This window comes from Acinetobacter baylyi DSM 14961 = CIP 107474, assembly GCF_000368685.1.
GTDB classification, from domain to species: domain Bacteria; phylum Pseudomonadota; class Gammaproteobacteria; order Pseudomonadales; family Moraxellaceae; genus Acinetobacter; species Acinetobacter baylyi.
In genome coordinates this window covers 116,123-140,621 of sequence record NZ_KB849628.1, presented here as the reverse complement: position 1 = coordinate 140,621, position 24,499 = coordinate 116,123, and the positions used below count along the sequence as shown (strand labels likewise).

Below are 24,499 nucleotides of genomic sequence, written 5' to 3'. Positions count from 1 at the left end.
TCTTATTCTTATCTATAGTTCCAACTTAGATATGCAAGCCCTATAAAAAATACAATAGCCAGACTAAATAGAATTAATCCACTTAAAAATATAACTAAAATCTGTGCCCAACTAAACTTTAAAGGTGCAAGATGACGCTGCTTATTTGTCGAGTCGTAGGTATCATTTCTTTCAATACGACATTCTTTTTCAATATGGGTAGGCCATTCAGGTATTTTTGAAAATAACAATCCTAAACGTCTTAAAAATAATGTTGGCAGCCAAAATATAATATTTAATGATACGGACAACATATACCTTTCCTTTGGTCTCTTTTGTTGTACCCTTTCTACGATATCATTAACCATATAAACTCGTTCAAAGCTCTCTTTAAAAGTTTCTTTTCTATTATAAATATCAAAGAACTCTGGAATAGCTGCATCAATTCTTTTTAGATCACCACCTTGCATATAAGCTTTAAAAAAAGCTAAATGCTGATCAACTAATTCAGGTTGATATCTTGGTGCTAAAAAAGGAAAAATAATTTCTTCCTCTACAATATTATCCGCATTTACTAAACTTGCCCTTAATTCTATATCATCACCCTCTTTAACTGCTGAGAAGCGTAAATCTCGCCAATTTAACTCAATCATTTTTTGTTGTTGAGGAGAAAAAGCATATACTTTCTGGGTTTTCTGATTAAAACGAATTGGATAATGGGTATAGCCAAATAAATCATACTTTGCCATCTTATAATTCGAATAGACTAAATAAACCAAACCAATCGTTAGGCACGAAATTATAGCGATACTCCAATAAACCTGTTTAAAATACAGGCTATATATAGCAAATAAAAACATAGAAATCGCAAAAAATAATGCGGCCCACATTGGAAGTGCTAATGCTGTTGCGCGTCCACGGATAAACTCCCAACTATCCATGACCTCAACAAAAGTAGAATTAAATCGAATAACCTGACGATGGGGATAAAGCTGATCCGTTTTCAGGCTTTTTATATCAATCTCCCTTAAACGTAAACGTCCGTTTTTATTGGGAGTCCCAATTTCAAAGGGTTGATTGAGTGTCGTAAACTTGGTTTCGTAGTCTTCTCTTAACATGTATGCTTACTCGTAAATCTTTTCAAATTCAGTTTTTTCGAGGGCTTGGGTCCAATTTTCACTCTTTGTTCCCCATCCTGATGCTTCCAGAAAATTACGTATTTCTCTTTCTTTCAACAGGTCAATGCCATAACTAATAACAATCGAAACACCAATTAAAATTAACCCCCAATAACCGCCACGTAAACCCAGAAGCATGGTACTACTATTAATAAAAGCACGAGTTGTGAAAAAAATCACAACAGCATTTACATAATATGACGCCATAATGAAGTATTGATCTTTCTTTAATGCATCATTTCCTTTCAGTACCTCAACAGCAGCTAAAAGTATTGCCCCTCCATACAAACCACCTATAGCAATTCTCTTAGCCCAACCTTTTAAAAAAGTTAATTTAGCCGTTTCCCCAATCTGCGCTATCTTCATGTGTAATTGTCGATCCATCACATCAGCAACATTACCTAGAGTAGCCGCAATTACCCCAACAAAGTTCATCCCTGTTTGTACATTAACACCCGTTGCCACCCCTTGCGTTGCACTAATTAATGCCAACGACTGTAAACCAAACGCAAATACACCAAAACCAAAACCCGTACCTTGCCGAGCAAAAACTTTTTGGCTTTGCCCCTCTAACTGGTTTAATTGTCTACTTTGCTCCAAAGCACCAGCAACTTTATTATCTGCTACAACTTGTCCAGAACCTCGCACTGCTCCATGCATGGCTTCACTGATTTGAGCCTGAGTCATATTGGGATTAATCTTGGCTAACTGTTGAGTATCCAGATGCAAGACCATATAAACTTTGGTCCGCATTTTTCCTAAACGGTGAAAATCTATGTCTGTATTAAAATTTTCCAGTAATGCTTTTTTTAAATTAACTTTAAAGGCATTTTTAGCGTTTTTCTTGGCTTGTCGAGATTCAGCCTCATCAAAGTTAATAGGCGAATCGCGCATAATTTGCTGAATAATATCGGTTAACTTTCCGGCATATGCTTTTGTTGTTAATGTTTTCCCAGAAAACACCTCAAAGCTTTTCATTGCCACTGTTTTGGCGGCATCTGGGGTTTGATTAGCACGCCCATGAAATACACGTGCCACTGTGCCACCGATTTGTTCGGAAAAAATATCAATTTTTACTTTAATGCTTTCTTTAATCGTTTTAACTTGTTCTTTATAATTGTCATGCTGCGTAATACTACTCTCATCAAAAAATTGTGTTCCGGCAAATGCTAAAGTCGTGATCTGATTTTTACCTAAAAAATCATTCACCGAGTTCACGGTATCCTGCAAAGATTTAGAATCAAAGATAAAAGTTCTCAGCAGATAATTCTTCCGATTGCTATAATTCGCCTCCTGTAACAACTCTGCAAAATATTTCGAACATAGTTCTAGGGTATCCGCATTACCAACAATTCGGGAGTTAATCGTTATAAAATTACTCGCAGAAAATGGACTTTTATGATCAAAAGCATTCTCCATGTAGTTCAATAAAGTATCTGACTTAAGCCACTCAATATAAAATTTGATGATTGGCTCAATTTCTGTTTTACCATAGCTGAGTATCTTTTGTGCTTGCGCCTCTAGCCAATCCTCCATGGCCTTTTGTTTGATCCTAGCCAAAATAATGGACAGTACTTCCCTCTAAAGATAACGTAACGTTAACTTTGGAGATCCAAGAAATGGCCAAACGTTTTAGTCCTGAATTTAAACAGCAAGCAATTGATTATGCACTTTCAAACTCACACGAGCCTATAGCTACAATCGCCCAGAAATTAGGTGTGGGTTATTCAACTTTAGACAAATGGATTCGTGAAGCCAATCCAGTGGGTTCAAGCAAACGTCAACTTTCACCAGAACAACAGCGGATCTTGGAATTAGAGAAAGAAGTCAAACAGCTCAGGGAAGCCAATGACATCTTAAAAAAAGCGCATGTGTACTTTCTGACAGATCATGCCAAGAAAAGTACACGGTAATTCAAGATCTGGATGTGAATGAAGTCACTGTATCTTCTGCCTGTAAATGCCTGGGTGTCAGCACTTCAGGCTATTATGCCTGGCGAAAACGCCAGACCAATCTAGCGCAGAAATATAATGATTTAAAAGCCGTGTATTGGCAGCATCATGCACGATTGGGTGCACCTTCATTGGTACATGACATGCATGATTTAGGTTACAGCATGAGCGAACGAACCGTTGGAAGAATGCTTAAAAAACTTGGTTTACGGAGCAAAATTGCACGTAAATACAAGCATACGACTGATTCAAACCATCGTTTGCCTACAGCGCCTAACTTGTTGGATCGTCAATTTACGGTCAATGAACCCAATAAGATCTGGACAACGGATATTACCTATATCCGTACTAAGCAAGGTTGGCTGTATTTATGTGTGATGCTGGATCTATTCAGCCGTCGTATTGTCGGTTGGCAAACCAGCCATCGAATAGACCGTCAATTGGTGTGTGATGCGTTTCATTATGCAATGGCTCGTCAGGGGTATCCAATGGGTGTCATGGTACATTCGGACCAAGGCTCACAGTACTGTAGTCGTGATTTTAGGGCGCTATTATTGACGAATAACTGCGTTCAAAGTATGTCACGCAGGGGAAACTGTTGGGATAATGCAGTGACCGAAAGCTTCTTTCATACATTGAAAGGTCATATGGTCCATGGCAGTGTGTTTGCCACTCGAAAAGAAGCGAATGCTGTCTTGTTTGACTATATTGAGATTTATTACAATCGAATCAGACGACATTCTACAAACGGCTGGTTAAGCCCAGAAGCCTTTGAACAGAAATATTTCAAGAATTTAGAGGGATTTGTTGTCCACGATACTGTCTAGGATCAGTTTGAGTTTATCGGAAAAACTATCTACCATTCCCAGAAAGCTTTTTTTATTCCATTCGTTTGCAAACTCCTCATTCACATCTTTGGTGAGTTGAATAATATCTTTTTCTTCAAAATCAAAGAAGTTTTCCATGTAATGTTGTCTTTTCAACATCATATTATCATGGATTTTCTCAAAACTCTTCTGAGCTTGCTCTGCTTGATCCTGAGTAGGAAACATAGGCACATGAATATTGGCTTTATCCTGTTCAGGAACACCATCCAGCATATGTTCAGCGCCATAGCGGAAACCGTATAGATTCCAGAGATCTGAATATTTTTCGCTGTGAATTTTTGCTTTAATCAAACCTTTGAGTTTGATAATTTGTAGCGCACTTTGATAAAGCCGTTCTTCCTCAGGCGTTCTAATCTTTTCTGCCAAATAATTAATAATAGACAGCGTATCTTCTAAAATTCCTACAGGATCATTAAAGACAATAACGCGCTCCTTTGATGTTACATACGGAACAGCAGGAGCTGACTCATCAAATACTGGCTCTTTGGTTTTAGGATCTAATACAGGTTTATTATTTTTATCGGTCTTGATTGCTTGAAAATTAAAAGTGTTTTCCCCAGTTTCATCGCTAAATTCATCTGTTTCATGAAATGGGTATTTAGCAATATCTTTGATTAAATCAGTTTCCCAAGGAACTAATTTTTTGACCACTTCAATTTGATCTTGTGTGCTATTTTCAAGACAAGACATATAGTCAATATATGGGAGTTGATAATCTGTTGGCTTACTAACGTTAATCTGACTACATATCTTCTTACGTAAATTTTCATCAGTTTCAAATTGATTACAACTTTCAATGCTGAGTTGATGTCTTGAATAAAATAAATCTACGACTGGTGAAACATCTTTGTTTGGAAACAAATCAAGTAACATTGCATTAGAACTTGTTTTTTGTTTATTGGTAACAGGATTTATAAAACAAACATAATCTTTAGCTTTAGGCTGAACACCCATCCTATCTTTATCCATGGCACTAATAAAACCATTGGCATTGACATTGTAGGCATGTAAATTCATATCATTGTAATGTCCTACACGCCATTCTTTGGCATAGGCGTACAAATACCCTTCATTTAGTCTTCTATAGACATATTTTAAACCTTTAGGTAAAGCAGGTAATTTTTTCGCAAAAATATCTTTAACTTTAAATTCATCAGAATTTTCAGTATCTAAGGCGACTGCTATCCGAACTGGGTAAAATGAACCTAAACGCTCGCAAGTTTCACAACGATCATATCTATATTTTTCTGCGACGTTATTATCTGTCATCTTTCACCTCAAAAGCTAAATATTGTTTTTCCATGAAGTCTATTAAGGCTTGGAAATCGACATTTTTTCTGGAAAATTCTTTTGTCCTGGAATTAATTTGATCAAAATTTTCGAGCTGTATTTTAGACTTTTGAGTAGATTTTTCAGAGATAAAATCTACGGCATTTATTTCAAAAGAATGCTCCATTAAATCAAATGACCATGTTTCAAAAATTGAAAAATATCGTTTGAGCCAACGATCAATATCAGTATTTAAAATCTGAAGACCTTTTGACATATACAAATGTATAAGTACTCGAGGGTCATAAAATCTAAACAAAGTATTTTTATTTATGAGCATCAATTTTGTTAACTGTTCTGCCAAATTATCTAGATTTAAATCAGTCTTAATCAGATTTTGCACCAAACCCATCTGATCAAATTTGTTGAGATATTCAGTTTGTTCTATTAAATAAATATTTTCATAATAATCTTGCAATAAAGCTGAACTCATCGAATCTATATGTATCACTATTGGAGCAACCCGTTTTTCTTTAAAAACATTAATTGCTAAAATTTTATACTTTACTTTTTCATTTTCATAAATACTCAGTAAATTTCTAAATAAATACTGGTCATACAATATATAATTAAATTTCTGAAAATCCTCAAAATTTAACTTACCCTTAATCATTTTATTCTCACGCTTGATTTACCAGTTGAGGCAGCATCTTTCATTTTATATTCACAATCTTTTAATTCAGGTAAGTCCAAAATTGTTTCATTTATATTTTGTCCCCCCATAAACACATGCTGCCCCGCTTTAAATTCGGCTTTACCACCTGTTCTAAGAATGATTCCTTGCTCATTAATTTCAACCTGAGACGTTTTTGCGGTAATCAAAATTCTTTTTTGAGCTGATATATTAATTACATCCTCCGTAGAAATAATCTGAATATCCTTCCGTGCAATCAGATCCGCGCCATCTCCCTGTGCCTGTAACTCGATCTTGCCCTTGCCGGCATACAGGCGGGCACCCTGCTGTGCTGCAAATAAACTAATCTTGTCACTGGCATGGGCAATTAAACTTTTTTGTGTGCTGAAGCTCAGGCTTTCTCCTGCGTGCTGGCTCAGTTGTCCGTCTGCACTCAGATGGATGTCTTGGTTGCTACTCATGGCGATGCTGCTAGGTGCACTTAAGATCATCAGCGCTTGTTTAAAGGCAGCTGCCTTGTTCTGGTCTTGTTGTTCGATTTGTTTCAGGAATTGTTTGAGGTTGTCCAGTACTTCAAGCGGGTCGGTCTGCTGATTCTTGGCCACTTCACTTAAGGCTTTGGCATTGTTCAGGCTGCTTTCGAGCTGCTGGCTGGCCTCTTTGGCATCTAGGTGCTGGCCCTGTGCCTGTTCTTGTTTGTGGGTGGTGAGGTGTAGTCCCTCGCCTGCCCGGACGGCCCCCCACTGGTCGGTGCGTAGTTCGAAGCCTTCGCCTCGGCCCTCGCTTTCCAGTTGTTCTTTGGGATGGCTCAGATTGCCCAGATTAAGCTGGGTTGCGCCATGGCTGCTGTGGAGCTGGCTGCTGATCTGTCCTGTGGTGTCATCAAAGCGGAGTTGGTTGTAGCCACTGCCCTGAATTTCTTCGGAGCGAATGCCACTTAAGTGTCGGGTATGCGGTAACTGGCCTTTGATGTCGAATTTGGTCGGACTACGTTCGGCTTCATGAATGCGTCCAAGCACAAAGGGCCGGTCGATATCACCATCAAAGTAGTCGATCACCACGATCTCGCCGATGCGCGGCAAAAAGCGGGCGCCATAGCCTTCGCCTGCCCATGGGGTCAGTACATCGACCCAGGCCGAATCGGTATCGTTGTCATTACTGCCTGCGCCACCATCGTGGCTATGGTCTTCACTGCGGGTAAACAGAAAACGGACTTTGATGCGTCCCCATTCATCGACATGCACTTGTTCACCTTCGGGTCCCACCACTTTGGCGCGTTGGGGATGGGTCTGGGGCTGGTGCTGTTGTGGATGGTATTCAGGTACGGTTTTGATGTTGCGTCGTACCAGCGTGAGTTCAGTGCTATGCCGTTGTTCTTTTGAGTTGGGCTGTTGTGGTAACAGATGCTGTATTTGTTGTGCCAGTTCTTTGGGCAGGTTGTTCTGGTTATGGTAGTACTTGCTGATAATCAGCAGTTGTCGTTCTTCGTTGCTGTGTTGATCCAGTTCTGGATGTCCATCTAGCTGGAACCAGTAACCGACTTGTGCATCACGGACACTGCCAGTTGCGGTAAATTGTTTGCTTTGCAGGTGGTGGTAGGCGTTAATCTGCTGGTTGAGCTGTTCAATTTGGGTATTGCTTGAGGCAGTGACCTGATCTTCACCATTTAAATCCTGTGTCCATGCTGGACTGATCTGCCAGGCATCTTCCAGATTGAGGCTGGCATTGTCATAGTGCTGACTGTGGTGTTGGGTACTTTGCACGCTGCCACTGCCTTCTTGTTGTTGTAAGGCATCGGCTTGCCAGCGTTGCAGGTAGACTGAGGTTGGCTGCAAGCTGCGTGTTGCAGTGAATTGGGTAATGCTATCGAAAGGTTCGGTGGCACTGCTACGCTGGTAGCGCAGTGATGTGCGTGGTAAGGGTTGATAGGCAGTATTGTCATCAATCAGGCGAAGGATTTGGGGCTGGATCGGGCTGGTTATACTGGGCACTATCAGTTGTGCTTCGTCAATCAACCAGTTGATACCTTCGCTACGCCACAGTCGGGTCAGGTAGTCGTAATCGGTTTCGTTGGCCTGCATGCTAAATGGACGGATGTCGTAGTCTCGGCTGAGGCCTGATGTGTCGAGGGTCAGGCTGGCGGCAAACAGCGGGCTTTTATTCTGCCATTCTTTAAACAGGATTTCGCTGATGTCGCGTACACTTTTGTTCATAAAGACACGACTGTTACGGCGTTTATGCCACAGTGCAGTTGGGTCTTGTAAGGTCAGGGTGTAAAGGGTTAGTGCTCCATCGCTCTGGCCCTGGGTTGCGGCGGTAATGATGCCACTGCTACGGAATAATTGTCCTGTATCGGTGACCTGATCGACTGCGGCCTGACAGCCGATAAATTGTTTAAGCGGCAAATGTGCATAACTGGAAAAACAGATGAGTTCGGCGCTACTGCCCTGATTAAGATGCTGCTGCCCTTGTATGCGTTGTAAGTAGACCTGACTATTCAGGGAAACATCTGAGAGGGTAAGATGCAAGGCACGCTGTTGTGCACTCAACCCTAAGCGTTCTAATGCGCCAAATAGATGAAATGACATTGTTCTTATCAATAAAACTCATACTTGCAACGAATTTTACTAAACAGTTCGACTTTTTTCTATACAGATTTGTATATCTATTTTTAAAATTTAATTTATTCAATAAAAACATTAATATAAAATTATTTTCATAAAAAAAGCCTTATATTTTAAAATATAAGGCTTTAAAACTTTTTAAAGTTTTACTTATTTTACAATGCTGATATTGCTTGCTTGTAAACCTTTTTTACCGTTTACAACTAAGAATTCAACACGTTGACCTTCTAGAAGTGTTTTGAAGCCACTATTTGAAATTTCGCTATAGTGTGCAAAAACGTCTTCACCTGAATCTGAACTAATGAAACCAAAACCTTTAGTTTCGTTAAACCATTTTACTGTACCTTGAATAGTATTACTCATTTAATCATCCTCGTTAAAAAAATCATAAAAAATATACGATGAAACTGATAAATATCTTTTACAAACGAAGGATTAAAAATAAAACTACGAAATAAAGCAGAAATTTATGGAAACACGAATATCTTTTTTAGTGTCGCTCCACTATACAGGGTTCTTCGCCCTTTTCAACCTATTTTATAAATTAATTTAATCTATAGAGTTGGTTGTAAGATGCATAGAAACTTTTGCCGTCTAGATTTAGCCCAACTTCTTCTCCAGACTTTAATTGGATCGCTTTTCCAACTTCAACCCAAGTCTTACCCGTTAAAGCATTTTGAATACGTTTAAGAGGGATAACTTTAACTTGTATTTCATGGCCATTTGTTGAAGTAGCAATACGCCATTCATTTAATTTATTCACAATCATATTGACTCAAACTAAGAGCTCTTGTGCTTTTTCTTTACTTACTTGACTAGATTGAATATAAAGTTTTCAGAAAATAAATAATTATTGGCTTTTTTAGGATTATTGAAGCCAATCGCTTTTCTCACATATTAGAAAAGTTAAAATATCACAGAGCATAAAAATATGGATGCGGGGGCCGGATTTGAACCAACGACCTTCGGGTTATGAGCCCGACGAGCTACCAGACTGCTCCACCCCGCAAAGGAGAGGCATTTATACGCGCTTAATTTTTATAAGTCAAATACAATTTTCTTTAAAAATTTCTTATTTGGACCCAATATAGCCAAATTTTAGAAAAAATGAACAAACATAGGGTGGCTTTGATCGCTGGTATCCAATCAAAATATAGGCAAAATGTGATGGTTAATTTATGGGTGATGAGACTAAGCGGAACAACTTTATATTAATTTTAGGATAGTAATTTTTAGAGTTTTACAGAGTGCAATAAATTATTGCCTATTTTATAAATCAAAAAACTAAGTTTTCAGGAAGATAGAATGCATATTTTGAGTCTTGCAACACAATGGGCCATCGTATTTAGCGGTATTTTTTTATGGGTAGGTATGCTGACTGGTGTATGGAAGTATTATCAAATTCGGCATAGCGAACACGCGAGAGCACATTATTACGTTGATATTGCACATCGTAGTAGCTTGCTTTATGCGACCGCAAGTTTAATTCTGGCTGTACTTAGTTATTTTACAGTGCTTAGTAACCACTTAACTTTTTTGTGTGTCGTGGCAAATTTATTCTTTTTTGCATTTTCTATACTCGCTTACATCTTGCACGGCCTACTTAAAGATACAAGTAACCAATTTAAACAACCCCACCAGTTAGGAAACTATGTAATACCAAGCTGGTGTATGAGTTTGATGATGTTATCTCTCATTATTGTTGAGCTCGGAGCAACAACAATTCTGGTTATGGGAACAATTCTAAAATTTACCACTTCATGAGGGTTATGTTATCGCTTTACTAGCATTGCTATCGTTAGTAGCTCAGACCAATATTAAAAGGATTAAAATTTAAAACTAACTTTATTTGCGTCATTTTGTGTCTGTAAACCAGCTTTTCCATGAGCTGGTGTGACGTGTAGTTATAGAAATAGCGGGTATCAGTTTAGTTTTTAGAATTTCTGTTTGATGAATTTTTTTCGCTAAGCGTGCTTTCACTGAATGGATACATTCACGGTCTTCAAACTCACAACGGTCTAAAGAGGTTCCGCCACATGGGCCATTTGCCAAACCTTTAGGACAAGTTTCTGGGCAGATGTAGAGCGTATCGCCCAATCGACATTCCCCACAACTCTCACAGCCCACTAAACGATGTTTGCTTGAGTGCTCAATTTTAAGCAAAATATTTTGAGCATTCGATCTATTCCAAAATGATGGTTTGAACACGAAATGACCAATAGTTCGCGCCATTTTTGACTCAAAAAACATACGATGCATCGTATGCATCTTTTTGTATTTCAAAATTTGAGTTTGAGTAACTGGCTTTGAAGATATTTTCACATTGGGTTTAAAGTCGCCTTGGGCATCAGCTTGCCATAAATCTTTCCATGCTTGCTGGCATTCGTTTAAAGAAAAATTTTCAAATACTTTTAATGCTTGCTCAAGTTTTTTTTGTTCATCTTCTTTATGGCAAGCAGACAAATGAACACCTGCATAGCCAAAATGTTTACAAATTAATATTTGTAATGCGCAGCGGGCATAAACATTGATCTCTGCCTGAATTGGATCAGACTGGTATTCCTTCTCCAATGTTTGCAAGACATGATCCGATATCACAATTCCAGCGACCCGATTTTTCACCATAAACTGTGCGCGTTTTAATGTGAGTGGCATAACACATGCAAGCGCTGAAAAGTTCGGATAGTTTTTTTGTAGAAATACTTGAGTCTGTTGTAAACACTCTACATCAAACCCAAGTTGTGTAATGAGAAAATCTGCACCTGCTTTTATTTTTTTGTGCAGCTTTAGGTACTGAGCATCTGATTCTGCTTCTGTGTATTTAAATGGATTAAATGCTACACCTATTTTAAAAATCTGACGTTGTTTCGCGGCCATGATGGCACTTACAGATTCTAAATAACGAGTACGCTGTGCTGCAACTTCATATCCAAAATCATGACTTTTGAGCTTATCACCTGTCACCAAAAGCAGGTTACGTATTGTTGTATTTTCCAGGTCATTTAAAAATCTCTCAAGGTCTTTGATATCTCGTGCTTTGCCCGAAAAATGTATAAGCTTATCAACCGTATCAGGATATTTTGTCGCTAAGTCTAAAGGGGCTGGATCATTATCTGCATGTACGCGATCAGCCAAAGTCATCATGGCTGGAAAATTAGCCAAGGTTTTTCTTACAGCTAAGGGGCTTTTTACAGAACATAAATATTCAACCAAAATACAAAACTGTTTTTGGTCTAGGCATTCAGACAATGAAGACATCATTAAGGAGAAATAAACTTAAACATGAAAAAATTTAAGTGTTTATTATAAGTTATCCTTCCTCAAAGTAAAACCCGCCATACTTGAGTATGGGTATGATCCTTTTAATGACAAGGCAACACGCAAATCAAAATCTTTAAAAATGAAACTCATATTATAAAATTTTAATTATTAGAAAAAACCATGAAAATCTTACAAGTATGTGTTCGGTGTTCTGTTACCTCACCACTTTTGAGTCCATGAGATGTTGCTGAGCAATATGAATGACTTCATTGTCTAGGGGTGTGATTTTTGTCCAGTTCGCTTCTGAATCCAATTCCCAGGCAAGACGATTATCTTTTAAGTAATTCATGAGACCAAGTTCAATAATTTGACTTTTTAAAAATTTATTTTCGATGGGGAAACAGGTTTCAATTCTTGAGAATAAATTACGCCCCATCCAATCAGCACTTGCACAATATAAAAGCTCTTCACCATCATTATAAAAGTAATATACACGCGTGTGCTCTAAATAACGCCCAACAATTGAACGCACTCGAATATTCTCGGATAAGCCTTTGACTTGTGGTCTTAGGCAGCAGATTGAACGAATAATTAGATCAATTTTTACGCCAGCTTGTGAGGCATCGTATAACTTCTGAATTAACTGTGGCTCGGTCAATGCATTGACCTTAATTATTATCGATGCCTTTTTATTTGCTTTAGCGTTTTTGATTTCCTGATCAATTAAATTGATTAGATGCAAGTGAAGTGTAAATGGCGCATGAAATAATTTTTTCAGTTTTGCCATTTTCCCCATACCTGTAAGCTCCATAAAGATTTTATGTACGTCCTCACAAATAGCATCATCTGCTGTAATAAGCCCATAATCTGTATAGATTTTAGCATTGGTGGCGTGGTAATTGCCTGTTCCAAGATGAACATACCGTTTAATGACATCTGCCTCACGTCGGACGATAAGAATCATTTTGGCATGCGTTTTATAACCAACAATACCATAAACCACTAACGCACCCGCTTCTTGTAAGATATTGGCAACTTCAATATTAGATTCTTCATCGAATCTAGCGCGAAGTTCGATAACAGCCGTCACCTCTTTGCCATTTCGGGCAGCTTCTGCAAGGATTTGCACAATTTCAGAATCTGCGCCACTACGATACAATGTTTGTTTGATCGCTAACACATGAGGATCACTTGCTGCTTCTTTAAGAAGTTTAATGATGGGTGCAAATGAGTCAAAAGGATGATGTAGTAACACATCTTCTTTTTTTAATATCTCAAAAAATGGTTTTTTACTATACAAAGGTTTTGGCAGGTTTTGAATATAAGGTAAAAATCGTAACGCCGGAATTGAAAAGTTTGAGATAAACCGTGCAAGATTGACTGGACCTTGAATGTAATATAAATCTTCAGCTTTAAGATCAAATTGACTCATCAAATATTCAGCAATTTTTGAAGGGCATTTATGACTCACTTCAAGTCTCACAGCTTTACCAAAACGACGAGAAGATAATTCATCTTTTAACGCAGTTGCCAAGTCTTCAACATCTTCAGAAACAGATAAATCTGCATTTCGGGTAAGTCTAAATTGATAGCAACCTGTTGCTTTCATACCAGTAAATAAGTCACTGATATGCTCTTGTATAATCGCCGAGAGTAAAATGTAATGCTCTTCAAGCCCTGAAATATCCTTTGGTAATTTGACTAATCTTGGCAATGATCTTGGTGCAGGCACCACGGCAAGATCAATTTGTCGACCAAAGGCATCCTTCCCCTCTAAAGTCACAATAAAATTTAAACTTTTATTAACTAATCTTGGAAATGGATGTGATGGATCCAGACTAATTGGTGTAACTACTGGTTGAACTTCATTTATAAAATATTCTTTAATCCATGCCTTATGCTTTTCAAGGATTGCTTCGTGTTGGACGAAATGAACGCCATTTTCTTTAAGTTGAGGCAGCATTTGATTATTCAGTATTTCATATTGTTTTGTTACAGCCTCATGCGCCACTTTTGAAACTTGGTTTAGAACTTCTTGAAGCGGCATCCCATCTGGCCCAGTTCTATGTTCCGCAATTTCTAGCTGTTGTTTTAAACCCGCTACTCGTATTTCAAAGAATTCATCTAAATTTCTTGAAAAAATAATGAGAAAATTTAATCGTTCTAATAAAGGGAAATCAGGGTCTTGCGATTGAGCCAATACTCTTCTGTGAAATTCAAGTAATGAAAGCTCACGATTGATATAAGTTTTCAGATTATGGTTAGAGGGCTTAACTGATTTTGATAATAAACTCATACGCTTCTCATGACCTAATTTTGTATTTCAAATTTTTAAATCTCAGATTTAATCGCTTGTTAATAAGTCTAAGATTTATTTATGAATTATATTTTTACGCAGAATTGTTACAAACGAGTTACAATACTGAAAAGACTAATTTAAATGCTATAAATGTAAGCAAAACAATTTCAAGTATGATTGTTATCTGATTAATTGATATGTATCTGAGACAATCTAAATTTTAAATTGGCACATCTAATAACGTTAACGATGTTTTATCGCTATCAATTTTAATTAGTTTCTTGAGTTCTGTATTTAGACAGACACCTGATCATTGTGTCAGATGTCTAAAACAAGTGTTATTCATTGTTTAAAGTTGGCATATCAGGTATGAAATCAGATTTAATTAGATCTTTTGTTTCATTTAATTCCAAACTGACAGGACCAGCGGCGTAAGGCGCAAGCTCATAAAGCTGGTATTCAAAAGTCACACCACCATTCTGATTGATATAAAAATTATTGCTTATATTGAAATCTTCTTTAGCAATAAAAGGTTGCATCTGATTGTCATTGCACCAGTATTCATATTGTTTCCATAATGCGTTTTTAAGTTTATCCGTTTTTCCTGTAATCACAATATCATGAAGTGTTACACGTTTTTTACTTTTTAGATCAAAGACATAGTCTTCAAAAAAAGAGATTCCATGTGCTCCGCCTGTATATTCAGAAGCAACCTTTGAAATTTGAACATAACGGCCAAACTGTCCATTAAATCGATAGACCACGCTATTTGACCAATGATTAGAGCCTTCTACTTTTGTTTGATTCAGTTGTTTTTGCTCTTCAGAGGGTACAACAAAAACATCTGCATAATAATCATGAATTTCTTTATTAATTATTCGATCTATCCAGTCTATGTTACTTTTTAGCCCTATAACTTCTGTAGTTGTACATACCATCCCCTCTGTATCTTTATCATCGTGACAGATTTTTGGTTGTTCAAGCTTTACTGCAAAACTATGGGCAAGCATGGCAGGAATTTCATTGTCCTTGGGTCCATGATACTCAGGTGTTTGTTCTGTCTTGGATGCTGTTTGGGGCGGCTTATCGTCTTTTTTTGCACAACCGTTCAGCAAAAATAAAGCGACAGTCAGACTTAATATTGTTTTCTTCATCTTGATGTCTCATAAGATTATTTTGGTTAAATTGAATGATCAAATTCTACGCGTGTAAAAAATCTTATTAAATCACAAACTAAATATCAATAAATATAGCAAGACATTAAAATATCTTGCCATATTATCCATTTTACCAATTCACTTTAATAGAAATTGAGCCATTCCTTTCTTCACCAATAGTACCAGCATTATAGCCGCCACCTGCCCAATATTTCTTATTGAACACATTATTAAGATTTGTATTTAAAGTTGCATCGTAACCATTTAACCTAAATTTATATGATGTTCCCAAATTCATAATCGTATAAGCAGGAACTTTAATTAAGTTATTATTGGTAATAAAAGAAGAACCATTGTAACGAATATTGCCATGTATAGATAAACCCTCTATTCTTTCAAATGAGTATTCTGAATTAATGACACCCTGCCACTTTGCAGTAAATGCTGGAGAGTTTCCTTTAATTGATTGATTGTCTTCGGATACATGTTTAATTTCACTATCTAGATGAATAAAACCTAAACCCACTTTCAGACGGTCAGTCAATTTATATTTACTATCAAACTCTAAGCCTTGATAATTGGTTAATCCATCTTGTGTTAGATATCTTAAACCATTACGAAAGCTGTCCATTAACTCAGCGCGTTCAACACGAAAAAGCGCTGAGGTTAGACTTAATTTATCGATCTCATATTTGAAACCTAATTCATATTGCTTGCTAATAGTCGCATTCAAGATTGTGCCAATATTTTGATAAGGTGCCTCCACTCTTTTTCCGGGTTCAAGTGCTTCTACATAACTTGCATAGACTGTAGACTCAGGAATTGGCTTATAAAGTAATGCTATTGTTGGCGTGGCTTTGTTGGCCCTGTAATTATTAGATGTATTATCCTGAGATTCCAGTTCATATTTTGTATAGCGTGTTCCCAAGATAGCTTGCCACTTCGGTCCAAAACTTAGCGTGTCACTCATAAACGCATATTTCTGAGTTTCAGGACTCCCTTTAGAAATCAAATCAAAATTTTTAGGATGGGTAATCTGATAATCTGGTTTAGTATAGAGATTGCCTTGGAAAAAATCCCCCCAGAAAAAATCTGAATATGTGTCATAGTTTTTAATATAGCCAGCGCCCATTACAAGATCATGATCAATCCAACTGGTTTTAAATTTTCCATTCATCATTATTTGATTAAAGAAATATTGGGAGAGACCAGCGAAATTATAAAGATTACCTATATAGTCACCTTGACTATTGTCTAACGTTGCAAATATTTTATTTGAAAAATGTTTTTTCCGTGAATAGCCAAACTGGTATTTAGTATTCCATTGTTCATTAAGTTTCCACTTGAGACTACTTGAACTGACCAAAGTTTCTGTTTTGTAATATGAATCATCAATATTTAAATTACTATAATTATAGTTAACCCGAGGTAGTTTTACATTGGTATTCCCAATTTCATATTGATCCAGATAAAACTGAATAGGCTCTTGTTTGCGATCATTATATTCATAGATTACATTGGCATCCCAACTCAATTGATCATTAAATTGCTTGTCTAGTGCAAATGAACTGACGACTCTTTTATTCTTGGTATCATTGTAAGCTTGACCAGTATCACCGCCTAGGGTAAATCGATAGCCGAGATCAATCGAAGATAGATAGTCACTTTTATCTAGATATGCTGAAAACAAGTTTTTATTGCGATAATCAACTTGTAAGCTGGTTTGAGGAGATGACGTTGGACGTTTAGTTTGATAACTAATCGCTCCACCTGGTGAGCCGAATCCATACATAAATCCTGTCAGGCCTTTTAGAGCAATGACTTGATCTGCAGCCTCTACAGGAAAGTCTCCACCCCAAGCTAAAGAAAGTGGAATATCATCGACATAATAGTTTCTTACACCCAAACCCCGAATTTGCGTTCCCCACCAATCAGTTGTCATAGATGTAGTCGGGGTATATACCGAAGGATCATTTGCAAAGATTTGTCCAAGAGATTTTGCACCACGCTTTTCTATCTCTTCGCTTGTAACCACAGCAATAGAAAATGGAGTATCCAGTATTGATTTATTTCCTAAGGCCGAAATTCCAGATTTTTGTTGTAGAGATGCCCTTCTATCTTCTGCCTTTAAACTAATTGTAGGAAGTAACGCATCAGATGAAGCACCTGAAGAATGTAAGTCCTGATTGGCTTTAGATAGAAGTGGTGTCAACTTAACTGACTCAACACGTTTATTATTTTGAGGTTTTTCTTCCAGAGCATATCCGCTAGATGTTTGTTTTATCTGATATTTGGTATTTTTTAATAATTCCTGAAATCCCTCATCTACACGGTATTGTCCATTTAAACCAGAACTATTTATACCCTTTAAAAGTAAAGGATCAAAAGACAGTGCAACACCAGACTGTAAAGCAAAATTCGATAGAGCCTTACCTAAAGTACTAGGAGCAATATGATACTCCTGTATTGTTGATACCTGATTGTATTGTTCTGCGTAAGCATTTAACCCAACAGAAATTGCGCAAAATCCAAATATAGTGATACGGATTGCCACTGCCAAATACGTATTTGAGAATGATTGCTCTTTTCCCTGCACTTTCATATAAGCCCCACCAATAGTAAGAATAAAAATGTTCCATACTTATTGACAGTTCAAATACAGAAAAGTGTCATGTTATTTAAATTATTTTTTTTGACGAATACGAATGATGTGGTTCATTGCATAGCGATCTACATCAATAGCATATGTATTTTCAAGCATTTCATAAAGCTGTGCCATATTTGCGATTGGAAAGGTTCCCGAAATTTTAATGTTTGAAACTTCTGGATCTAGATAAATCAATGCGCTTTGATATGGCCTTAGCTTTTGTACAAACTCAGATAATGGTATTTCATTGACCATAATCAAACCTTTTGTCCATCCAATTTCACTATGATCAAAGTATTCAACAGAATGTAGATTGTATTGATTAATAGATATTTTTTGTCCCTTCGTAATAATGACATATTGATTATTGGTTTTTGGTTGAACTTTTACGGCACCTTTAAGCACAGCAATTTGTGAGCTTTTTTGGTCTATTTTGACCAGATACTTTGTCCCTAAAGCCTGAGCTTGGCCTTGCTGAGTATAAACTGTAAATGGTCTATTTTTTACATCGTGCTGTGTTTCAATCCAGATTTCGCCTTTACGTAAAATAATATCCCGCTTTTTGGCTGTATATTTAACATCAATTGCAGTATTGCTATTTAGAATAATTTTACCGCCATCAGGGAGTTTGACGGTCTGAGGTGCATGAAAACCGTTACGATAATCGGCAGTCCACTGTTGTTGTTGATTCATTACATACAATAAACCCAATAAGGGTAAACAGCTTAAGACCATCAACCATATATCTGGATGAGATTTTTGTTTTTGTATAATCGGAATGGCGATATGAGAAGGAAGCGATTGGAATTTTTCTTCAAGTTGATAGGCCTGTTGCCAAATACTTTGATGTAACTGGCTTCTATTTTTCCATTGTTCAAATTCTAAGAGCTCAATCTCATTAAGTGGTTTTTGCTTCATTTGCATTAGCCACTCTACAGCTTCTTCTAATATTTGATGTCTTTCATTCTGGTTTAACATGAAAAATCTGTATCCAGCATCGCTGTTAAACAATGTATATATGCCTTTTTAATATGACGCTTTACAGTACTTAAGGAAAGATTAAACTGGTCTGCGATCTGTTGATAATTCATATTTTCAAGTTGGGCATGCAGAAAAACATCACGAATTTGATCTGGTAAAGTATCCAATAATTGAATCACTTCAATTAATGTTTCCACAATTAAATAACGTTGTTCTGGTGAAGGATGTTCAAATTCTGGTTGGTTTGCAAGTACTTCCAAGTACGCCTGCTCTATATTTCTCCGATTGAACCAGTTCAACATCAGACTTTTTGCGACGGTGGTTAAATATGCACGAGGTTGTTCTATCTCCAGAAGTGATTTTCTGGTAATCACACGTATAAAAGTATCCTGAGCCAGATCAGCCGCATCAGCAGAATTACCTAACCTTCTATAGAGCCATGTATATATCCAGGAATGATGTTCCCGATAGAGCATCTCCAAGTTCTGAGAAGATAACACAGTCATAACATGACTCAAGTCAAAACAAATGATAATTATTATCATATTATTTTAGATTTGCATCAATACGCTTTACGAAGATATTTGCTGAACAATTGCTTTATCAGTTTTGATATCCACTATGGGATTATCCAGTTGCTCATGACACTTCTTGAGTCCTAAATTTTTCTTATCTTTTATAATTAGTGCATTATTGCAGAATATGTTGAAATTTTTCTTTTATGGATTATACATAATTTTCAAACATCAGATTGCGTGTCCCATTACATACATAAATTTCATTGTTGTTAATTTTCAATGCCCTTAACCGCTATTACAGCTTACCTAATTTAATCCAGATTTTGTTTATGCTTTATAACAAGATGACTTACTTTAAAATTACCTCAGAATTTACAACATAGAGCTTGAGTTAAAATATCAATACACAACTGAATCATTCTATACAAGTGCTACACATCCAAAAAATGTGTAGCACTTAAACATCTGGAGTAAAAATCTTTAAACTTATAAAGTTGTTGTATTCGATGTACCTAGCTTTTCAGTTTCTCCTGAAATCGCAGCTTTGGTGAGTTTAAATAATGTCACAATCGTTCCATCCCCTTCCCAATATTGAGCACCATGTGCTGTAATGCGAATTAATTGAACATCTGGATCTTCTTTTCCACCTTCAAAAAAAGCGTTGTATGCTGGCGACCAAAGTTCATCAAGTAAAGCTGGATCATTCACTAATTCTCCAGTGCCATGCATTGAAACATAATCATTGGATGATGTGGCATAGGCCACATTCACTTGATTATTTTGTGGCAAGTTTTGTACCAATTCTGATTTTTTAGAAGCAATAAACCATACTTGACCATTAAATTCTTTATTTTGTGTTGTCATGGGTACAGCATGCAAATGTCCTTCTTGTGTAGTGAAGGTAACCATCGCAATTCTTATATTTTTAATTAAATCATGAATTTTGGCATAGTCTGACATTTTAATTTTCTCTAAAATTTATTTGAATCACTACCATTACAGTTTGTGACCATGAAAAAAACATATGTCGTGTTTCAATTGTTGAATTTTCACCTGAATCATGAACTATTCATGTAAAATAAGTAGACTTATGTATTTAAATTTTTTTTGAGTTCGCTAGAGATATTTGAATAAAATTATTATAAGATTATGATAAATATAATATTTTATAAAAAATTCTGCAAATTTTACGTGTGCATTTTAGCTGTAACAAATCTTGTAATCGTATCAGACCTTTTATTTACGTAAGTAAAAGCATACTTGTATACAGGTTTAAGTAATTCTGCTTTATTTTTGATCATTTTTCATCCATGTTAATTTATAAGTATTAACTAATGTGAATAAAATGAACAATAATATCCTTAAAAAAAATGATCTTTCATCACAAGAAGAGTCTACTCATGAGATTCAAGATGTGTTGGATCAGTTGGATTTTTATACCTATAAAATTGCTTTATTTTTAGATATCGACGGTACACTCGCAGATTTTAAAATAGATCCTCTCGCATGTTTTATATCGAAAAAAATATTAAAATCAATTCAAGATATTCAGAGCAAAGGTTGCTTGGTCAGTGTAATTACTGGACGCGATTATAATTCAGCTCAGAAATTATTAGCGGATGTCAGTCTGCCTATAGCAGCATTACATGGGTTAGACATTCATATTAATGAAAAAACTCAATTAAATGCTATAAATCAAAATAATCAAATATTTATTCAAAATTTTTTATGCCGTCTGAAAGAAGAAATTAAATACCAACCCGATCTAAGTATCGAAAATAAGCATCATTCTATTGCTTTACATTATCGTAAAAATCCTGATCTTTATGATATTGCTAAACATATTATGAATACAGTCAAAAAGGATAATGATGAGTTCAAGGTTATCGAAGGTAAATATGTTTTCGAGTTAATACCAAAAAATTCAAATAAAGGAAGTGCGATTAAAACTCTATTATCTTATTTTGATGCAGAACATTATCTTAGTATTTTTATTGGTGATGATATTACCGATGAAGATGGCTTCAACATGGTTAATCAGCTTGAAGGAATAAGTATTAAGGTTGGATCTGGCAAAACAGTTGCCAGATTTAGATTGAAAAATATTGAGCACGTCGAAGAATTTTTAAACTTGCTCTCTCATCATTTTCCAGATTCATCTACTCAAATTACTAAAAAATATGGAGAACAACATGTCTAGACTTATTATTTTATCCAATCGTGTGAGTTTACCTCAGACTGAATGTGTAGCAGGTGGATTAGCTGTTGCCATGCAAGATGCGTTAAGTCAGCTTGGTGGTGTTTGGGTTGGTTGGAATGGCAAAAAAATTGAACAACCATTTGAACAGCATTTTGATATTTTATACAAATCCAAAATTACTTATATGACCTGTGCACTGACACAGCAACAGTATCAGGATTATTACTGTGGTTTTTCAAATAATACATTATGGCCAGCAATGCATGACCGTGAAGACCTGATCGAGTATAACCCTAAAGAATTCAAAACTTATCAAGATGTGAACCGTTTATTTGCCACCAAAATTGCAGAATTTGCCCAACCAGATGATCTAATCTGGGTACAGGATTATCATTTTCTAAGTGTTGCTCGCCATTGTCGTGAGCTGGGAATGCAAAATAAAATCGGATTCTTTCTTCATATTCCTTTTGCCTCACTGGAAATATGGAGAAAGATTCCTTGTGCAGAGCAGCTTATGGATGATCTATGTCATTATAATTTAATAGGTTTGCAAACTGCTCAAGATCAGGAAAACTGTATTTCAGTATGTAGTGTACTTTTAAAAGCTCAGAAAATTCAAAACAATATGATTTCATTGAATCAAAGAGTGACGCAAATTCAAGACTATCCAATTGGTGTTGATGTTAAAGGTATTCAAAAAACACTCTCAAATTTATCTGATCAAGATCAATATTTGACAAACCCCTCTGCTATCAAAACAATTATTGGGGTCGATCGAATCGATTATTCAAAAGGTTTATTCGAAAGATTTAATGCCTTTGCCGAGTTTTTAGATCGCAACACAGCGTTTCATCAAAAAGTTCAACATGTGCAAATAGCTTCACCTTGCCGTCTGGAAGTTGCTACATATAAGCGACTATTTGAACGGTTTAAGTTGAAAGTAGAATTAATCAATAGTGAATTTTCCCAAGATAACTGGCTTCCAATTGTTTGTCATTATGATTCAAAACCACATCACGAACTTATGCAATTTTATCGTAATGCGGATATCTGCTGGGTTACTTCACTTAAAGATGGTATGAATTTAGTTGCTAAAGAATATATTGCTGCACAAAATCCTGATAACCCTGGCGTACTCATCTTATCTGAATTTGCAGGGGCGGCAGAACAAATGCAAGATGCTCTAATCGTTAATCCCAAGAACCGTGATGCAATGATTAAAGCCTTGAAGCTTGCGTTAAATATGTCTTTGGAGGAGCGTCAATATCGTTATCATAAACTTATAAAACAACTTATAGAATATGATATTAATCAGTGGCGAGATGATTTTCTGAAAGACTTGAATTCCTCACAATACATTCAAAACTTCGACTATAATCATCGTTTATCAACTGTATTGTTTTATCCAAATTATTCTTCCAGAATCTAATTGTTATTATGCTTCATCGCTCATATTTTTCATAAGCGATGAAGCTATTCATATAAAGATATCTATTATTTTACTTGTAACTGACTAAAATAATTGAGCATTAATATGGAGATAATCATAATTGCCAGACCCGTGAATACAAGACTTAACCCAATATACTCTCCAATCACTCCAACTAATGCTGGGCCTGTGAGTGAACCTGTATATGCCATTGTAGAAACGCAAGATAAGGCCGCTGCTTTTTGCATTGTGCTCTGCTTACCTAACCTTGAAAACATGATTGGAACAATATTTGCTGAGCCCAATCCCAGCAGTGCATAGCCGATTAATACAAAGATCCAGTGAGGTGCGACTACAATAGTGGCTAATCCAATAAATGCACAGATTACACTACTATTAATGAGTTTATTCTCACCCAAAAGATGTAATGCTTTTTGACCGAATAATCGACCTGAGGTCATTGCAATTGCAAAAAAGGTATAGCCCAATCCTGCATAGGCAGCATTCATACTGTATTGAGTCGTCAGATAAATTCCACTCCAGTCCATCGCTGCGCCTTCAGATAAAAAGCTGATAAAGCAAATCAGACCAATTAGAATTACCAATAAAGTGGGACGTTTTTTAGCTGTATCAATACTCTGATGACTATCATCCTGCGATGTATTTTTTTGTTGATGAGCTGACAAAGCGTACGGAACAGTTAACAAGCCAATGAGCACTAAAATCATACTAATTGATATGATGCTCACGAATGGAGTTACACCGAATGCCAATAATGCAGTAACCGACATGACGCCTATTAAACCACCCAAACTACACATACCGTGAAAACCAGACATCATTGGTTTTTCCGAATTTTTTTCTACAATGACTGCTTGAAAATTAACGGCAACCCCTAAACTTCCTGCTGCAGTGCCAAAGAAAAATAGAATCACCGCCATGGTCAGTGCAGTTGTTCCTAATGCTAAAACTGGGAGCAAAGTGAGCAATAGTATTAAAGCAAACGCGATTAAGGTTTTGCATCCAAGACGATAGATCAATAGTCCAGTCGTTGGCATTGCCAGAATTGCACCAAGCCCTGTACATAAAAGTAACAAGCCAAAATCCGCATGATTCAAATGTAAACGTTGCTGTGCAAAAGGAATAAGTGGTGCCCAAGCAGCAGTAGCAAAACCAAGTGAGAAAAATGCGAGACGTGTTGAAAGACGTTGTGAAGCAAGTTGAACCTGAGTGTCAGCCCGTACTGCTCTGGAGTAAAAGATCATACGCGTACTACCAAATATAAGATCTGATGTTATCCATTCCAGAAAAGCATTCCATGCAAAAGCCCCCACCGGATCTTTAGAATGTGCTAAAGATGGTGAGGGCTATTTTGGCTAAATTATACACAATTTTATAAAAAAAACATCCTACAATTAAAAATT

At 36.4% G+C, this 24,499-nt stretch carries 19 protein-coding genes and 1 tRNA gene; 4 read left to right on the top strand and 16 right to left on the bottom strand.

The annotated features are described in order from the left end of the window. Nucleotides 1–8: 8 nt before the first annotated feature. Both F952_RS10055 and F952_RS10050 read right to left on the bottom strand, forming a co-directional pair. Entirely contained in the window at nucleotides 9–1,097 is a 1,089-nt protein-coding gene (locus F952_RS10055; RefSeq protein WP_004926882.1) for a DUF6708 domain-containing protein, read from the bottom strand. Between the two features lie 6 nt (nucleotides 1,098–1,103). Further along, nucleotides 1,104–2,693, bottom strand: coding sequence for a hypothetical protein (locus tag F952_RS10050; protein WP_004926880.1), 1,590 nt, complete (start codon nucleotides 2,691–2,693; stop codon nucleotides 1,104–1,106). An 83-nt stretch (nucleotides 2,694–2,776) separates the two neighbouring features. On the opposite strand from F952_RS10050, the gene F952_RS10040 reads away from it, so the two are divergent. Then, nucleotides 2,777–3,936, top strand: a protein-coding gene (locus tag F952_RS10040) for an IS3-like element IS1236 family transposase (RefSeq protein WP_099046170.1) whose coding sequence is annotated in 2 segments (ribosomal slippage) — nucleotides 2,777–3,011 and nucleotides 3,011–3,936 — 1,161 coding nt in all. Because the reading frame shifts where the segments join, the coding sequence is not laid out codon by codon here. On the opposite strand, the gene F952_RS10035 is transcribed toward F952_RS10040, so the two are convergent. From F952_RS10035 to F952_RS10010, 6 genes are all read right to left on the bottom strand, one after another. Continuing rightward, complete coding sequence (locus F952_RS10035) at nucleotides 3,904–5,265, bottom strand: toxin VasX (RefSeq protein ID WP_004926876.1); 1,362 nt, start codon at nucleotides 5,263–5,265, stop codon at nucleotides 3,904–3,906. The two genes, F952_RS10040 and F952_RS10035, sit on opposite strands and share 33 nt — an antisense overlap. Continuing rightward, nucleotides 5,255–5,938, bottom strand: coding sequence for a DUF4123 domain-containing protein (locus F952_RS10030; RefSeq protein WP_004926873.1), 684 nt, complete (start codon nucleotides 5,936–5,938; stop codon nucleotides 5,255–5,257). Before F952_RS10030 ends, F952_RS10035 begins: the two co-directional genes overlap by 11 nt. Beyond that, nucleotides 5,935–8,547, bottom strand: a complete 2,613-nt coding sequence (locus F952_RS10025; RefSeq protein WP_004926870.1) for a type VI secretion system Vgr family protein — start codon at nucleotides 8,545–8,547, stop codon at nucleotides 5,935–5,937. The genes F952_RS10030 and F952_RS10025 overlap by 4 nt, the downstream gene beginning before the upstream one ends. Before the next feature lie 186 nt (nucleotides 8,548–8,733). Continuing rightward, entirely contained in the window at nucleotides 8,734–8,946 is a 213-nt protein-coding gene (locus F952_RS10020; RefSeq protein ID WP_004926868.1) for a cold-shock protein, read from the bottom strand. A gap of 181 nt (nucleotides 8,947–9,127) precedes the next feature. Next, nucleotides 9,128–9,352: a hypothetical protein gene (locus F952_RS10015; protein WP_004926865.1), complete on the bottom strand. Its 225-nt coding sequence runs from the start codon at nucleotides 9,350–9,352 to the stop codon at nucleotides 9,128–9,130. Between the two features lie 163 nt (nucleotides 9,353–9,515). After that, a tRNA-Met gene (locus F952_RS10010) sits at nucleotides 9,516–9,592 on the bottom strand. Nucleotides 9,593–9,888: 296 nt separating this feature from the next. Between F952_RS10010 and F952_RS10005 the strand changes: the two genes are divergently transcribed. Then, complete coding sequence (locus F952_RS10005; RefSeq protein ID WP_004926862.1) at nucleotides 9,889–10,347, top strand: hypothetical protein; 459 nt, start codon at nucleotides 9,889–9,891, stop codon at nucleotides 10,345–10,347. A 90-nt stretch (nucleotides 10,348–10,437) separates the two neighbouring features. Here the strand turns inward: F952_RS10005 and F952_RS10000 are convergent, their stop codons facing one another. The 7 genes from F952_RS10000 to F952_RS09970 form a co-directional block, all read right to left on the bottom strand. After that, nucleotides 10,438–11,844 (bottom strand): methylenetetrahydrofolate reductase C-terminal domain-containing protein, encoded by a 1,407-nt coding sequence (locus tag F952_RS10000; RefSeq protein ID WP_004926860.1) that lies wholly within the window; start codon nucleotides 11,842–11,844, stop codon nucleotides 10,438–10,440. Between the two features lie 214 nt (nucleotides 11,845–12,058). Next, a complete protein-coding gene (ppk1, locus tag F952_RS09995; RefSeq protein ID WP_004926857.1) occupies nucleotides 12,059–14,140 on the bottom strand; it encodes a polyphosphate kinase 1 in 2,082 nt (693 codons plus the stop codon). A 341-nt stretch (nucleotides 14,141–14,481) separates the two neighbouring features. After that, nucleotides 14,482–15,297: an RsiV family protein gene (locus F952_RS09990; RefSeq protein ID WP_004926854.1), complete on the bottom strand. Its 816-nt coding sequence runs from the start codon at nucleotides 15,295–15,297 to the stop codon at nucleotides 14,482–14,484. Between the two features lie 133 nt (nucleotides 15,298–15,430). Further along, entirely contained in the window at nucleotides 15,431–17,902 is a 2,472-nt protein-coding gene (locus tag F952_RS09985; RefSeq protein ID WP_004926851.1) for a TonB-dependent siderophore receptor, read from the bottom strand. Nucleotides 17,903–17,983: 81 nt separating this feature from the next. Then, complete coding sequence (locus tag F952_RS09980; protein WP_004926847.1) at nucleotides 17,984–18,925, bottom strand: FecR family protein; 942 nt, start codon at nucleotides 18,923–18,925, stop codon at nucleotides 17,984–17,986. Continuing rightward, nucleotides 18,919–19,434: a sigma-70 family RNA polymerase sigma factor gene (locus F952_RS09975; RefSeq protein ID WP_004926843.1), complete on the bottom strand. Its 516-nt coding sequence runs from the start codon at nucleotides 19,432–19,434 to the stop codon at nucleotides 18,919–18,921. Before F952_RS09975 ends, F952_RS09980 begins: the two co-directional genes overlap by 7 nt. A gap of 498 nt (nucleotides 19,435–19,932) precedes the next feature. Beyond that, nucleotides 19,933–20,406 carry a pyridoxamine 5'-phosphate oxidase family protein gene (locus F952_RS09970; protein WP_004926840.1) on the bottom strand — a complete coding sequence of 158 codons (474 nt, stop codon included), beginning with the start codon at nucleotides 20,404–20,406 and terminating at the stop codon, nucleotides 19,933–19,935. Between the two features lie 385 nt (nucleotides 20,407–20,791). Here F952_RS09970 and otsB point away from each other — a divergent pair, with 385 nt between their 5' ends. Both otsB and otsA read left to right on the top strand, forming a co-directional pair. After that, nucleotides 20,792–21,646 carry a trehalose-phosphatase gene (gene otsB / locus F952_RS09965; RefSeq protein WP_004926836.1) on the top strand — a complete coding sequence of 285 codons (855 nt, stop codon included), beginning with the start codon at nucleotides 20,792–20,794 and terminating at the stop codon, nucleotides 21,644–21,646. After that, entirely contained in the window at nucleotides 21,639–23,075 is a 1,437-nt protein-coding gene (gene otsA, locus F952_RS09960) for an alpha,alpha-trehalose-phosphate synthase (UDP-forming) (RefSeq protein ID WP_004926833.1), read from the top strand. Before otsB ends, otsA begins: the two co-directional genes overlap by 8 nt. Before the next feature lie 65 nt (nucleotides 23,076–23,140). On the opposite strand, the gene F952_RS09955 is transcribed toward otsA, so the two are convergent. After that, a complete protein-coding gene (locus F952_RS09955) occupies nucleotides 23,141–24,340 on the bottom strand; it encodes an MFS transporter (protein WP_004926829.1) in 1,200 nt (399 codons plus the stop codon). Nucleotides 24,341–24,499: the final 159 nt, after the last annotated feature.